Consider the following 14,142-nt stretch of genomic DNA (forward strand, 5'->3'; position numbering starts at 1 on the left):
AGAGAAGATGCAAGGGTTTTGAGTAATTTTAGCAGATTCAGGGGCACCTGAGCGACTCTCAATCAAGCTAAAAGCCCTTTCCTGTAAGGTTTTTAGCTTTATTCAGCAGACCCTATTTAGGAGGATTATTAGGGGAAAGTGAAAGGAAAAATCTAACTCAAATGACCAATAATGCCTTCGGAGTGATTTATAACCGATTACACCACTTTATTTTATCTTGGTGTTTTGTGCCTATACATTTATCCTGTGGCATAAGTTAACTGGGGGACTGCAAAGGCGGTGGCGAATCGACCATTCTTTAACCGCTTTCGGAGAAACCCTGAAACCGATTATTCTGCAAATGCACCAATTAGGAATTGAGAAAAATGCCAGACTTTAAGGTTTTAAATTTCCTCCTCGAATAAACCAAGTAATTGTGGCACTGGTAAAAGCAGTGATAGCGACAATAGCTATTTGTTTCCAGTTTTTTAATTCCCCAACTTTCTCGATTAAATCAGGAATTTTTTGGGTTAATATTGCTTGGGATTGAATTGTTCCTTCAATTTTAGCCGTGATAATTTTGACTTCCGTGATTTCTTTGTGTAGGTTAATAAATTGCTGGTTATTTTCTTCTCTCAGGGTTTCTAGTTGTTTGCGATTATCTTCCTTTAGCGTATCAATTTGCTTGCGGGTTTCTTCTCGCAGGGAAATCATCTGCTCGCGGTTTTCCTGTCGCATTGCCGAAAGTAAGTCTTTCAATTCTTGAATATCATTGCTAGTAACAGTAGTCATAGAATTAACCCCAAGAGAATCTATTTAACCGGCACTCTTTGACTTTATTATATTTCACCTATGCTAAAAAGGTCAAATTCATCAAATTTAATTACTTCGGAGTCAGGATAACGAGTATCAAAACGATAACTGCTCACGGTTCCTTTTTCTGTATCTAAAATGCTAAAAACCGTTACATCATTACTGGCAATATAGGGTAAAGGTTGATTAACCCAATCCACTAGAGGGGCAATATTCGGGATAATTGCTGCTAATCCATTAGGATTACCGATGGCTGCATAATTTCTATCGAGAGGTACAGGACGTTTTTTATCACCTAAATAAGCACCATAACTATTACCTACGTTAGAAGATTCGAGAAAATTAGTGCCGTTAGGACTAAGAAAACGATTCCATAAATGAGAATGACCATAGAAAACCAAATTAACCTTGGCCGATTCTAATAAAGGAATTAGATCGCGAATAATATAATCATTTTCTTGGGGATAATCATAGCGTACTGATGTAACTTTTCCCGTGGCATCCTCTTGAATTGTCGGTAGGGGATCGGTGTAGGGTGGAACGATATTTCCTCCTAGGGTATGGGGAGGATGATGAAACATAACTACTTTATATTTAGCCTCTTGAAATTCTCGACTATTTAACTCTTTTTCTAACCATTGATATTGAGGACTACCCTGAGCAATTGGCTCAAAAATATGCTGACCGTAACCCCATCGATCGGGTCTATCTAAATCTCTTTGATTTTCGTAATATCTTCCCCTTGCACTGGCTTCTAAATTGGGATTTCTCCAGATATTAGTAACATATAAAACCACTAAACGAATATCACCAAAAGTTAGAGAATAATATTTATTTTGAGGCAAAGAAAAAATTTCTTCGTAGGTTTCTGTGTTGAAAGCCTTATTTTTTAACCAGTTTTCATTAATTGCTGCTGTATCCTCTGCTAGTTTTTTAGCAATAAAGTGAGGAATAGAATCTTCAAACTGTTCATTTAAACCTCTGGAAGTAGAAAATCTGCCCATAACTTCATGATTACCAATAGCAGGAAATAAGGGTGCATTTTGAATAATTTCACCTCCTTTATAAATAGTTTGAATGCCATTTTTTGTGAGAGTATAATTAGCACGACCTTGTAAACAGGGAAAAAATGACCCACCGCGACTATCATCAAACCATTCCGACGCTCGATCGGGTATATTAACTAAATCTCCGGCTAAAAAAACCGCATCTACCTGTCCAATAGTTTCGCTAACTTTTTGCAAATTAGCGGCAGTCATCGGCATTAATTGATGATCGGAAGTGAGCAGAATTTTGAGATTAGTTCCTTTTTTTGGTGTTGGGGTAAGGGTATAAAGATCACTTCTAATCGCTGTATTTTCCTGAAAACTGGTGACTTGATAGGGAATCCTTTCACCAGGCTTTAAATCAGTAATTTCGGCCTGATGTCGCCAGATTTCTCGATCGGTTAAAGATTGATAAGCTTCAAGGGTTCTCGATTTGGCATCTTCTCTAACTCTAGTTAATTTGCTAGTTTGAGCGAGGGCAATTTTCTCTAGTTTTTCCCCGTAGCGCAGCTGATGACGAGTGCCAAAAAATTCCGTAAACCAAACCACTTTTATTGATGTTTCGGTCGGTAATTGTAAAAAAGGTTCGGTTAAAAGTTGCTCCTTGTTCATTGTCGCTAAAAGATAACTAATTATAATTAAAAAAGCTGGATTAATATAACATCCAGCTTTTGAGATGCTCAAGTTAAAGAGGACTAACAAAACTGTTAACCGCTCTTAGGGTAATTTTAGTGACAAACTCCCGTGAAAGAATCACCACCATGCTTAACTTTAATGGTGCGAAGATTGTTTTCTAGGGTAAAACTAACCGGTGTTCCTGCTTGACTTTTTCCACTAAAAGTATTTCTACCTTGATAGGTAGTGACAGCTAATCCTATTGGCTGCATTTCCGGGGGAGTTGCGGCAGCAAAATTATCAATCGTCACGGTGTTATCGTCTTTGTTAACTACCAAAATTTGCCCTTCCACCACATCACTAACCGGGGAAACCATTGTCAGTGTCACCGGTTCTTTTTTGTTGATTGAGTCGTCATCAATTTCAGAAGTATAAACATATAGTTTTACTCCTTGGGCGGTTTTGCCAGTTGCCGTACATATGATACCATCTCCTAGAGTAGGCATTTGGGCAATTGTCGGCTGAATGAAGACGCTAGGGACACCGATCAGGGTAGCAGTGGCTAAAAGAGCGGTTTTACTCAGATTTTTAAGCATGAATTTCTCGGTTCAAGTGGACTTCTATTCGGTTTTTAGCACATTACCTGTGCCACGAGAAATCAAGATAACACAAAAATTGGTTAGAAATTTTTATAAAGTGTTGAGTGAGATTATTGGCTTTTGCTGCCATTAAATCGACAAAATAGCCATTAAATCATTCTTAAATTCTCCTACTCACTGGCAATAACTGGCAGATTCCCTATTCTATCAGCTACTGTAAAACCTTAGACTCTAACTGCTGCTGTTGCCAGAGATTTTGATAGACTCCGGGGACTGCGATTAACTCCTCGTGGGTTCCTATCTGGACAATTTCTCCGCGATCCATGACAAAAATGCGATCGGCAGTGGCAGCGGCCGATAATTGATGGGAGATAAAAATCACGGTTTTTTGGCTTTCTTGGCTGATATTTTCCAAAATAGCTGTAGCCGTTTGATTATCGACGCTAGATAGGGCATCATCAAGGATTAAAATCGGTGCTTGGATGGCTAAAGCGCGCGCTAAAGAGGCCCGTTGACGTTGACCACCGGAAAGAGTAATCCCACGTTCTCCCACTAAAGTTCCGTATTTTTGCGGGAAATTCTCGATTTCCTCCTGAATTCTCGCTTGTTTGGCCGCCGATTCCACTGCCGAAAAATTCAGCAGCGGATCGCCATAACGGATATTATCTTCAATAGTGGTACTAAATAAAAAACTTTCTTGGGGAACATAAGCGATCGCTTTTCGCAGCTCTTCCAGGGCAATTTGAGTGACATCTTGATTATCAATAAATAACTGTCCCTCGGCAATATTCAAAAGACGGGGAATAGCGTTAGCAAGGGTAGATTTTCCCGATCTGATCGCACCGACGACCGCTACCGTTTCCCCCGGATTAATGGTAAAAGAAAGAGATTTTAAGGCGGGTTCCTTAGCATCAGGATAGAAAAAAGTCAAGGCTTTGGCGGTAATTTTTCCTTGAATATTTTTTAAGTGAATACAATCGGCATTGTCTTTAATTTTAGCCTCGGCTAATAGGATAGTTTCCAGGCGATCTATACTCACTTCTCCCTGTTGGTAGGCAGTAATAGTGAAACCTAATAAAGCAGTGGGAAAAACTAATCTTTCTGCCAAAATTAACAGAGCAATAAAGTCCCCAATGGTGATATTACCCGCTATAATTTGTCTAGTACCGAGAGCAAGCAACGCCAATAAACTGACATAGGCCAAAGCTTCAATCAGGGGAAAAAGAAAATTACGAGTCTGGACTAAATCTAAATTAGCCTGTAATAATTCGCGATTTCTTTGCTTAAATGCTCGGCGCTCGTTACCTTCTTGGGCATAAATTTTAATCAGAGTAATACCACTCATATCCTCTTGAATTAAATCGCTCAGATGCGAGAGTTTTTCTTGTACTTTTTTCTGTTGCCGCTGCAGACGACCACTAAATAACTGCACCGCAATTAACATCAAAGGATAGACAGAAATAGCGGCGATTGAAAGGGGAATATGAATCGCTAACATTACAGGCAAAGTTAACCCATAGGCAAAAAAAGTATTAGCCAAACTGAGCAAAGCAAAACCCACCAGACGACGGATATTATCCACATCGCTAGTGGCACGGTTGATTAAATCTCCTGAAGTTTGCCGAGAAAAATAGGCAGGTTCAAGGGTTAATAAATGCTGAAAGATTTTTTGTTTAAGCTCGAACTCTACCTGACGACCGATACCGAATAACAATACTCTGGAAATCATGCGGATAAACCACATAATCGAGGCTAAAGCGACAATTAAAATCAGATAATAAATGATTTTTTGAAAGTCAAAGGATTTACTCAGATCATCGATGCTATCCCGGATTAAAAGCGGTATATAAACACCCAAAAGATTAACAATAAGCAGAGCAACTACCCCCCCAGTTACTATTTGCCAATGGGGACGTAGATAATTTGCTAGTTTTTTAATGCGAGAATAAGCCATATTCAGTTATCAGTAATCGGTGATCAGTTATCAGTTAGAATAGGGAACAGGGAACAGGTAAAAGGGGGAATAGATAATCAGTGGATTATGAGATGCGGCCACATTTCCCACCCAAGAATTTTTATTTTTTCTCCTTGTCCTGATTTGGCCTCGGTTTAACATTAGAAGCAGCCTTGGGCGGTTTACCAGGGGGGCTGATCAATTTTAGCTTGATAGCCGTACCGCCAGAAGTGAAGATAATCTGGTCTGAATTGGCATTAATTAACCCTGCTACCTGTTCTCTGGCCATTTCGATGACTGTCGCCGTATCCTGTCCCCAAGTGTGTAAACTGGAGGGGTTGCCCCAATGATGCTGGAGAATAGTGGCAACCCGCTCGATCACTTGGGGATGAGTGGGGGTAGTAGCACTATAGTCAAGATAAATTTGCATTATTTGACAATCTGAGAAATGAGAGCCAAGGACAAGCAGCTATTCCCAGTTTAGCGGCTTAAGGATTAGAAACCCGCTTTCTTAAAGAAAGTGGGTTTCTGGGTTGATGAGAAACCCGCTTTCTGGGTTGTTGATGAGAAAGCGGGTTTCTGGGTTGTTGAGAAACCCGCTTTCTGGCTTATACTAAGCTTCAGAGGATTTACAGGGGTTAAGTTATGACAGGAATTGAAACAACCATTGTAACAGCATTGACTAATAATTTTATTGGCCAAATGATTAAATCGGGGTGGGAGGGTATTAATAAAAATGAGTTATTGAATAAAGATGTCGGGCAGCTTATTAGAGAGGGAAAGTATCTTTTTTTGCGGGAATATACTCAACGTTACTGGGATCGGCACGGCATGATTAAGGTTTTAAAAATGTCTAAGCCGATGGATTTGGAGTCAATTTATATTAATGTCAAATGTTTGGGAAATTTAGTCAGGTATTATTATGATGAAAATTTAGAAAATAAATATCGTCAGAGTAAGCAGCGACGGTTTAACTTTAGGGATGATGGTAAAAAAGATGGTTTACTTTTGGCTAATCAAGAACAATATTTAATGGTACTTGGTGATCCCGGTATTGGTAAATCTACATTTTTGCGAAAAGTTGGGCTAGAAGCTCTCAAGGGAAATAAAGACAGTTATCAGCATTCTCTAACACCTGTTTTACTGGAGTTGAAAAACTTTAAAGAAAACGAGATTAATATTCAGGCATTAATTGAAGAGGAGTTTAAAATTTGTGGTTTTCCCAATGTGGAAAAAAATATTAGCAATAAACTAGAAAAAGGGGAATTACTAATTTTATTAGATGGTTTGGATGAAGTGCCAACAGCTAATGTGAATAATGTAATCGAGAAAATTAAAGATTTTGTAGATAGGCATTATAAAAATCGTTTTATTCTCTCCTGTCGCACTGCTGCTAGAACTCATCTTCAACGATTTACCGATATTGAAATTGTCGAATTTGATGATCAGCAAATTCAAAGTTTTATTGAACATTGGTTTAGTTCCGAATTAGATTGCAAAAATGAGACAGCTAAAAATTGTTGGGAACTGTTGCAAAAGGAGGAGTATAAAAGTGCAAAAGAGTTAGCCCATACACCGTTATTGTTGACTTTTTTGTGTTTGGTTTATGATGAAAATCAATCGTTTCCCACAAATCGCAGTCGCCTTTATCAAGATGCGTTACGAATTTTATTGGAAAAATGGTCAGCCGAAAAACGTTTACCTAATCGCGGTTTAGTTTATGAAAATCTCAGTATTGAGCAAGAAGAAATTTTGCTATCTGAAGTCGCTTATCAGAATTTTGTAGCAGATAAACTTTTTCTAGAAAAACGAGAAATTGTTAAGCAAATTAAAGATCACCTTAAACAAAACTTAAATGCTCCGCAACATTTAGACGGCGAAAAAGTATTAAAAACCATTGAAATTGAACAGGGAATTTTAGTAGAGCGGGCGAGAGATATCTATTCTTTTTCTCATTTAACCCTTCAGGAATACCTCACGGCTCAGTATATCTATGACAATGATTTGATTGAAGAAGCAGTTAAGAATTATGTAACAGAAACTCGTTGGCAAGAGGTCTTTTTGTTAGTGGCGGGTTTGATGCGAGGGAAAGCCGATAATTTGTTATTAGCAATGGAGAAAGAAGCCCATAATTATCTTAAAACGCCCCTTGGTCAAAAATTAGTGCCGATTTTGCAATGGGCAGATGAGATGACTAAAGATTCTGTTGATAGTCCGATTAAACCTGTAGGAAGAAGAGCGATCGCCAATTTGCTCGTCATCGTCAACGTCGTCCCCATCGTCTACGTCCCCGAGATCATCCACGTCATCGCCCGCGCCTACGCCCCCGAGATCACCGACGGCATCTTCAGGACTCTCTTTATCGACAACGTCATTGATTATGTCAAGTTAGTTAACTTATTTGCTCGGGATCGAATTATTTCTAAGGTTAATTTTTCCCAATTAATCGCTGATTTAGAAGCTTTAAAACAAATTATTCCTGATGATAAAGCAACTAAAAAAGAACATCTAGAATTTGCTGATCAATTATTTAAAATGTGGAATACTGCTTTTAATTTAACGACTGAATTACTTAATTTATCCACCGAGGAAACTTACGAAATAGACGAGCATTATTTTTATATTAATCGCCTGATTCTCGACTGCCAAAAAGTGGCTGTTAATATTTCCCCTACCGTTTGGCAAGAAATCGAAGACCGAATGCTCCGCGTTCCTTAACTTCTACTTTTTTTCTCAAATCTTGCCTTTCCAATTAGATGAGATTAGCGAATATTAACACTATGAGGATTGGGAGCCTCAAAAACCTTGCATTACCATTTTTATAGAACACAAATTAGTGCAAAAAGAGGACAACAAAGCCTGAAACTCCCGCTTCCTGACTGACTTCAACAATAAACTTTTTCAGCAAACCCTATTTATTGGCGGTAAGCTTGACTGCGATGTTCAATCAGCAAGACGATAACTTGAGACTGACTATCATCAACGGTATAGATAACCCGATAGTCTCCAACGCGGAAGCGATACTTCCCAGCAAATTCTCCCTTTAATGCTTTAATTTGAGGGTAATTTTTCGGTGTTTCTTGAAGTAGTTTTAAACACTTAGCAATCTTCTTTTTTAAGATTGGATCCGCTTCAGAATAAACTTTATTTGCTTTAGCTGTCAAACGGACTTTATAAGTCATCTCAGCTTTCCCAATCAATGAGGCAACCTGATTGTAAATCCATTTCAGCTTCTTTCAAATGTTCCATAATATTCGGGATTGCTCTAATTTCTTGCGTTGCCTTTTCACTTTCTTTATCTGACAAATAAGCGGCAAATTCTAGAATCATCTTTAAATTTTCTACTGATAGGGTTTGTAAATATTGTTGAATCTTTTGCTGCATTAAATCGACCTGTACTAATGTTTCAGAATCTAAAAAATCTTCTGGAGTCGAGGGATTTACTTCAACGTCAGTTAGAGTCATATTTAATCAAGTGCTTCTCTCAAGTTTATTATTTGTATCTTAGCGTGTATTCCGTCTCCCGTCTCCTGTCTCCTGTCTCCCGTCTCCCGTCTCCTGACTCCTGACTCCTGACTCCTTACCCCACAGTTAACTTTATTTTTGTCCAACTACTTAAGACTGCAAATGTATGAAAACGCATCAATTGGGCAAAAGCTCAACGATGCGTTTTTAAGCTCCAAAAACTGCTATAGTTGTCAGCCAGGACCAATCAATTCTGATTAGAGTCAGTGGCTGCGGCCATTTGCATTCTCTGCACCAGATTATCGAGGGCTAATTCTAGATGTAAACCGGCATCTACGGCGGTCCAACCCTGTTCGGTTAGGTGTCGCCATTCAAAGTGTAGGTGGGGACCGGTAGAAAGTCCCGTACTACCCACGCGACCGATAACTGCGCCCTGTTCCACCCATTCTCCCGGTTTGACGGTAATTTCCGAAAGGTGGGCATAACGAGATTCTTGACTACCATCGAGGTGACGTAAAATCACCGTTAATCCGTAACCTCCTAACCAGTCGGCGGTGGCCACTTCCCCCGCGTAGGCGGCTAATACAGGTGTTCCCATTGGTGCGCCTAAATCAGTACCCGCGTGCATGGCCCGATTCCCGCTGACCGGATGATTTCGCCACCCGAAAACCGAGGTAATTTGGGCGGGAAGGGCGAGGGGAAAGATTAAATCGGTGCGTTGAGTTTGGTTAGAATCCGTGGGACTTAAACGGGTGGCGCGCTCATAGGTGGTCGCTTCGCTGATTGCTTCCACTTCTGCGCGAGTCACCGGGGCCAAAGCTAATTTTACGCCATTCCATTCCGGGGGATTGAGGGCTACCACCTGACTGGCAATCACCGTCGGGGCGGCCAGACGTACCGGGGCGCTAGAAGCCACGAGAGTGGGGGCATAACGACGCAGGGAATTATTAGCGATAACCGGCTGATTTCGGGGCTGCCGTCCTACCCGCACGGCTGGATTAGGATTGACACGTACCCGGGCCAGATTAACCGGGGGTAAGGGTTTGGCCACAGTGCTGACCGGCTGACGACGGGAGGCCCGGGCCGCCAGATTACAGCTACCTCCTACCAGTTGACCATTTTGGGCGATGGTTTGGCAACCACTGCGGCGCTCGGTGACGACAACGGAACTGGGGGGGTTAAAGTTTCTGGTATCGATAAAATTATTTTTACCGCCGGCCCGGGGGGCAAGGGTAGGCATATCGGTTTGATGGTTTTCGGGGATAGCCAGACGGGGGGCGGGATTAGTATTTTCTTTGATAACGGGGGCTTTCAGAGTCGGGGCGGCATTTTCCACTACCGGGGTTTCGCTGCCAGTTTCAGAATTAGCGATCGCATTGGGAGCAAGAGTAATCAGACCGCTGATTACTAAACCGAGACCACTGCATAAACTCAGCTTCTTTTTTAAGGATTTTCCTAGAAAAAGTTTCAATATCACCGATGAAGGATACATAGGGCGGCCTCACTTCTCACAGTTTAGTCAAAAAAATATTTAGACTCAATTATAGCCGAGACTGACCCTACCCGCCGGTAGATAGATTTCGCTACTGGCATTGTCCGAGGTGAGTTTAACTTTTAATTCCCCTCGATCGCTTACCCCCGTTATTATGCCCTGATAGCCCTCGAAAACTATCTTTTGACCAAAATTGGCAAAAAGTCCTAAATAGGAGGCTAATAGGTCTTTTATACCGTAATTACAGTAATATTCATAGCCGTATAGGATAGCTTCGCTGATGACATCGGTTAATTGAGCGATCGAGGTGATTTTATTGCCAGCCAAAGCTTGTAAATTAATGCCCGTGGGGGGGACGGGATTAGCCCAATTGATGCCGACTCCGATGACTGCTTCTGGGATGTTTTGGCCTTGAATACGGGTTTCTAGGTTAATTCCCCCTAGTTTGCGCCCTAATAATACCAAATCGTTCGGCCATTTGATTTTAACGGGTATTTCTTGACAATTCAGCTGATGAGCGATGCCCCAAACTGTAGCGAGAACGAGATGGGCAGATTTATCCACCTCTAAATCAAGATTTAACGCCAAAGATAAATATAATCCTCCCTGTTCAGAAATCCACTCCCGTCCCCATTGTCCCCTCCCGGCACTTTGTTGACTAGCAATCACCACAAAAGGCGGATTTTCCCCCGATTCTAATAATTGCCAAGCTTTAGTATTAGTGGAAGGTAATAGTTCAAACTGATGGATTTTGGGCATAAATGGGGAGTGGGGAGTATTTTCAGTGATCAGTAAACAGTAAACAGTAATCAGTGACCTGATACTAAATCCGTTGAGTATAGGCTAAATATCAGGAGAGGCACTCCTGCAAGTGGAGTGACTCTTAAATGATTACAGATGTGTCAGCAGCTGCGTGTAAGCATCTCACCGAAAAACTAATGCGCGGGGGGTTTGGGGGCGGCGCCACGCCCCCAACGGGGGGTTTGGGGGGTAGAACCCCCCAAAAGCTTGGATTGAATGATCAAGTGGGAAGTAATACTAAATCCGTTGAGTATAGGCTACATATCAGGGGAGGCAAAAGGCAAGAGGCAAAAGGCAAAAGAGGGAATAGATAATCAGTTTTTAATAACTGGATTGAGCATGAAAACTCACATCTGATCACTGATCACTGATTAGGTGCAGGGGAGAGAACGCAGGTACTCACTGAGGTGGGAACGTAAACTGATGCCATGGAAAAGCGGGCCACGACTGCCTAATTCGACGATACTGACAGCGGCCACGGGCATTTCAAACCGATCGCGATAACGGCCCACATCGATACCCATCAGACTACAGAGCATGATCCGGATGGTGGCCTTGTGGGAAACAATCAGGATATTGCCATCACTGTGGGTGTGTTCGATTTCCTCCAAAACGGCCGCCGAACGACGGGCGATATCGATCCCCCTTTCTCCGTTGGGGGGGGCATTCCAAGCCGGATCCGTCAACCAGCGTACATAGAGATCATGATATTGATCGTCAATATCGTTGGGGTGCATACCTTCCCAAAGACCATAACCGATCTCTTGTAATCCCTGGCGGATTTCTAATTTCAGTCCCACCGCTTCACAGAGGGGTTTAGCGGTTTGAATAGCTCTTTGTAGGGGACTGACGTAGGCCGCACGCCAAGGTAGAGAACGATAGACATCGGCGAATTCCTCGGCCATTTCGATGCCTTCGGCAGTCAAACCGGGGTCATTTTCTGGAGTACCACAGTATCCTCCCGTTTTGCTATAGGCCGTTTGTCCGTGTCGTAGAAAATATAACATCAAGCACATAGTTTTTCAGGAGACCAAATCCGGAGCTTTCCTGGTTACTGTTGACTGGTTAGGTTCCCGCTCGCGAGCGCAGGTCATTGCGGAGGTGAGAGCGATCGCCGATGACTTGAAAGAGGGGACCGTGTTCGGCTAATTCGACGATCGTCACCGAGGCCACGGGCATGGCAATTCGATCGCGATAACGGCCGATATCAATGCCTAAAAGAGAACATAACATGATTCGGATCGTTGCTTTATGGGAAACGATCAAAATATGGCCATCATCGTGATTATGGTCGATTTCCTCTAATACTTCCGAACTGCGGCGAGCGATATCGATGCCTTTTTCGCCCCCTGTGGGAGAATTCCAGCCCGGATCTGCTAACCAGCGCACATAATCATCATGAAACTCCCGATTAACCTCGGCTGCGGTTTTTCCCTCCCATTGGCCGTAGGCAATCTCTTTTAATCCTTCCCGTTTGTGGATGGGAATACCTAAGAGATCGCTTAAAGGGGTGGCCGTGGCCATGGTGCGCTTGAGGGGACTAGAATAGATCCCTGTCCAAGGCACATCTCGATAGACAAGAGCGAAATCCTTGGCCATTTCATAGCCGGCCGGGGTTAGTTGCAAGTCTAATCGACCGCAAAAACTACCCGCTTGACTGGCTGTGGTTTCGCCATGACGCAAAAAGTAAAGTTTTAGACTCATTTTTTGGGTTCCTCTTCTATTTGTGACCCTCTCCCACTTATAGTGATACTAAATCCTGTTTAAAAAGTAAAACCCCACACCCCACACCCCACACCCTACACCCTGCCCCTAGGAAAAACTTTTTCAGCCGACCCTATATATAGTTTTGTAACGGCAATTTTTGCTAAAAATCAATAAGTGTAAACTTTAATCACAAGGTCGATCGAGTCCTGACAAACGTGTTATCTTAAAGACATAAGGCACAAGGGAAGCGACTCAACTTCCTTCCAGGCAAAAAGACCTAGAGCCTGTGCCACCTGCTCTAGATCAACGCAACAGCTAAATCGGACGCAGATTCTCAAAGTTTGTAAAGTAAAGTATGGTTTCGCCTCTGTTGCTCGATATAGGACAGATGGAGTGAGCCGTAATCAGCACCTGAGTCGGTAAACTGAGGAATCTTGATAGTTGACAGATAGACTGTTGTGGGTTCTGTAAACCTCTATTGTATTGAGTCCGTTAATTTTTTAGGAGTCCATATCGTTTGTACAAGATGAAGCCCGCCTCCCTAGGCGGGCCTATTGTGTTTTTAGAAAACCGCCACGAGATATTCCTGTAATTGCAATTGATAACCTGCCTGTAGCTGACAGGGATAATCAAGGGAAAACTCAGGTAAAGCTAATAGAGAACTTTTTTGACAACTAACTAACGCCACATCGAAGCGACAGCTTAAATCAGACCATTGGGGATAAAAGGCGAGAAATATCTGGGCAGCTTGGTAAATTTTCCCTTGTTTACGGTCATTGATCGCTAATTTGCCCCCTAAATCCCAATTGCCAGCACTGCGGGTTTTAACCTCGACGAAAGCGAGAGTCGCCTGAGATTTAGACAAGACGATTAAATCGATTTCACCGCCAGCACTACGCCAACGACGCTGGAGGATATGCCATTGCTGTAATTGCAACCAATCCGCCACCAAATTTTCGCCCAATTCCCCCACGGTTGTCATGTTCAGTGATCAGTTATCATACTACATCCGGTTATTAAAAACTGATTATTTATTCCCCCTTTTGCCTCTTGCATGAGTGCCTGTCCTTATAAGGTGAGTGTTCAGTGAACCCACCGGTTACTGATTACTGTTGACTGAATCACTGGATTACAAAAGTCCTTCTAGACGACGACGGATGCTGTCTAACTCCGCATCGGGAATCTCGGAAAACTCCTCCTCGGCGGGGGGGACTTCTTCTTTTTGCCAATCCAACTCCTCGGCATTGCTTTCGGGGGGAATTACCAACATACCCGCTTCAATCATTTCCGCTTGATAGCCGGCGTCGCGACAAAATTCTGCCACTTCCTCCGAATCAATTTTCTCTACCGTGGGAGTCGGAAAATCCTGTGCCTCTAACAGCAGAGCATAACGGGTGGCATCATCTTCCGATTCAAACATCAACACCTTATTGATAGCTCCCATTTGAATGGTGTGGATACCTTCGTTTTCTGTGCCTGCGTTAAAAAGTAGTACAAATACACGCATAATTACTATTAGCGATCGATAAGCGGTGGTCGTCTATACTCATTTTACCGCTCAACTAAACTTACTCAAACTTACTTAAAAGTCTGAAAGCTTAGTCATTCGTAGTGGGTCAAGCACTACAGGATTAAACGGCAAACCCTTTATTCCCTGGTCAATGACATCAG

The 14,142-nt window shown here is 42.3% G+C and carries 13 protein-coding genes and 1 pseudogene; 1 reads left to right on the forward strand and 13 read right to left on the reverse strand.

Going from position 1 to position 14,142, the window contains the following annotated elements:
• Positions 1-375: 375 nt before the first annotated feature.
• From EWV84_RS05280 to EWV84_RS05300, 5 genes and pseudogenes are all read right to left on the reverse strand, one after another.
• Positions 376-771, reverse strand: coding sequence for a hypothetical protein (locus tag EWV84_RS05280; RefSeq protein ID WP_287076915.1), 396 nt, complete (start codon positions 769-771; stop codon positions 376-378).
• A 47-nt stretch (positions 772-818) separates the two neighbouring features.
• Positions 819-2,450: a purple acid phosphatase family protein gene (locus EWV84_RS05285; protein ID WP_287076917.1), complete on the reverse strand. Its 1,632-nt coding sequence runs from the start codon at positions 2,448-2,450 to the stop codon at positions 819-821.
• A gap of 116 nt (positions 2,451-2,566) precedes the next feature.
• Positions 2,567-3,049, reverse strand: coding sequence for a hypothetical protein (locus EWV84_RS05290; RefSeq protein WP_287076918.1), 483 nt, complete (start codon positions 3,047-3,049; stop codon positions 2,567-2,569).
• A gap of 214 nt (positions 3,050-3,263) precedes the next feature.
• Positions 3,264-5,006, reverse strand: coding sequence for an ABC transporter ATP-binding protein (locus tag EWV84_RS05295; protein WP_287076921.1), 1,743 nt, complete (start codon positions 5,004-5,006; stop codon positions 3,264-3,266).
• 217 nt (positions 5,007-5,223) lie between these two features.
• A pseudogene (locus EWV84_RS05300) lies at positions 5,224-5,436 on the reverse strand (aminotransferase class V-fold PLP-dependent enzyme); the annotation flags it as partial.
• A 215-nt stretch (positions 5,437-5,651) separates the two neighbouring features.
• Between EWV84_RS05300 and EWV84_RS05305 the strand changes: the two are divergent.
• Positions 5,652-7,724 carry an NACHT domain-containing protein gene (locus tag EWV84_RS05305; RefSeq protein WP_287076922.1) on the forward strand — a complete coding sequence of 691 codons (2,073 nt, stop codon included), beginning with the start codon at positions 5,652-5,654 and terminating at the stop codon, positions 7,722-7,724.
• 197 nt (positions 7,725-7,921) lie between these two features.
• Here the strand turns inward: EWV84_RS05305 and EWV84_RS05310 are convergent, their stop codons facing one another.
• From EWV84_RS05310 to EWV84_RS05345, 8 genes are all read right to left on the reverse strand, one after another.
• Positions 7,922-8,188, reverse strand: coding sequence for a type II toxin-antitoxin system RelE family toxin (locus tag EWV84_RS05310; RefSeq protein WP_002765899.1), 267 nt, complete (start codon positions 8,186-8,188; stop codon positions 7,922-7,924).
• Between the two features lies 1 nt (position 8,189).
• Positions 8,190-8,471: a hypothetical protein gene (locus EWV84_RS05315; RefSeq protein ID WP_002759713.1), complete on the reverse strand. Its 282-nt coding sequence runs from the start codon at positions 8,469-8,471 to the stop codon at positions 8,190-8,192.
• Between the two features lie 247 nt (positions 8,472-8,718).
• Entirely contained in the window at positions 8,719-9,963 is a 1,245-nt protein-coding gene (locus EWV84_RS05320) for a M23 family metallopeptidase (protein WP_287076926.1), read from the reverse strand.
• 45 nt (positions 9,964-10,008) lie between these two features.
• A complete protein-coding gene (locus EWV84_RS05325) occupies positions 10,009-10,722 on the reverse strand; it encodes a biotin--[acetyl-CoA-carboxylase] ligase (protein ID WP_287076928.1) in 714 nt (237 codons plus the stop codon).
• 413 nt (positions 10,723-11,135) lie between these two features.
• On the reverse strand, positions 11,136-11,780 hold the full coding sequence (locus EWV84_RS05330) for a histidine phosphatase family protein (RefSeq protein ID WP_287076930.1): 645 nt from the start codon (positions 11,778-11,780) through the stop codon (positions 11,136-11,138).
• A gap of 49 nt (positions 11,781-11,829) precedes the next feature.
• Positions 11,830-12,468, reverse strand: a complete 639-nt coding sequence (locus tag EWV84_RS05335) for a histidine phosphatase family protein (protein WP_287076932.1) — start codon at positions 12,466-12,468, stop codon at positions 11,830-11,832.
• 565 nt (positions 12,469-13,033) lie between these two features.
• The gene (locus EWV84_RS05340) at positions 13,034-13,453 is read right to left on the reverse strand and encodes a YraN family protein (RefSeq protein ID WP_002765893.1); all 420 of its coding nucleotides are present in this window, start codon (positions 13,451-13,453) and stop codon (positions 13,034-13,036) included.
• Between the two features lie 147 nt (positions 13,454-13,600).
• On the reverse strand, positions 13,601-13,978 hold the full coding sequence (locus tag EWV84_RS05345) for a DUF3110 domain-containing protein (protein ID WP_286824946.1): 378 nt from the start codon (positions 13,976-13,978) through the stop codon (positions 13,601-13,603).
• Positions 13,979-14,142 lie beyond the last annotated feature (164 nt).

Source organism: Microcystis sp. M_QC_C_20170808_M3Col (assembly GCF_007095505.1).
Taxonomy (GTDB): domain Bacteria; phylum Cyanobacteriota; class Cyanobacteriia; order Cyanobacteriales; family Microcystaceae; genus Microcystis.

Excerpts from the sequence above, each read along its gene's own strand:
- EWV84_RS05315 (WP_002759713.1), bottom strand. The coding sequence starts at position 8,471 with ATGACTCTAACTGACGTTGAAGTAAATCCCTCGACTCCAGAAGATTTT.
- EWV84_RS05330 (WP_287076930.1), bottom strand. The coding sequence starts at position 11,780 with ATGTGCTTGATGTTATATTTTCTACGACACGGACAAACGGCCTATAGC.
- EWV84_RS05320 (WP_287076926.1), bottom strand. The coding sequence starts at position 9,963 with ATGTATCCTTCATCGGTGATATTGAAACTTTTTCTAGGAAAATCCTTA.
- EWV84_RS05295 (WP_287076921.1), bottom strand. The coding sequence starts at position 5,006 with ATGGCTTATTCTCGCATTAAAAAACTAGCAAATTATCTACGTCCCCAT.
- EWV84_RS05325 (WP_287076928.1), bottom strand. The coding sequence starts at position 10,722 with ATGCCCAAAATCCATCAGTTTGAACTATTACCTTCCACTAATACTAAA.
- EWV84_RS05280 (WP_287076915.1), bottom strand. The coding sequence starts at position 771 with ATGACTACTGTTACTAGCAATGATATTCAAGAATTGAAAGACTTACTT.
- EWV84_RS05285 (WP_287076917.1), bottom strand. The coding sequence starts at position 2,450 with ATGAACAAGGAGCAACTTTTAACCGAACCTTTTTTACAATTACCGACC.
- EWV84_RS05305 (WP_287076922.1), top strand. The coding sequence starts at position 5,652 with ATGACAGGAATTGAAACAACCATTGTAACAGCATTGACTAATAATTTT.
- EWV84_RS05335 (WP_287076932.1), bottom strand. The coding sequence starts at position 12,468 with ATGAGTCTAAAACTTTACTTTTTGCGTCATGGCGAAACCACAGCCAGT.
- EWV84_RS05310 (WP_002765899.1), bottom strand. The coding sequence starts at position 8,188 with ATGACTTATAAAGTCCGTTTGACAGCTAAAGCAAATAAAGTTTATTCT.
- EWV84_RS05345 (WP_286824946.1), bottom strand. The coding sequence starts at position 13,978 with ATGCGTGTATTTGTACTACTTTTTAACGCAGGCACAGAAAACGAAGGT.
- EWV84_RS05340 (WP_002765893.1), bottom strand. The coding sequence starts at position 13,453 with ATGACAACCGTGGGGGAATTGGGCGAAAATTTGGTGGCGGATTGGTTG.
- EWV84_RS05290 (WP_287076918.1), bottom strand. The coding sequence starts at position 3,049 with ATGCTTAAAAATCTGAGTAAAACCGCTCTTTTAGCCACTGCTACCCTG.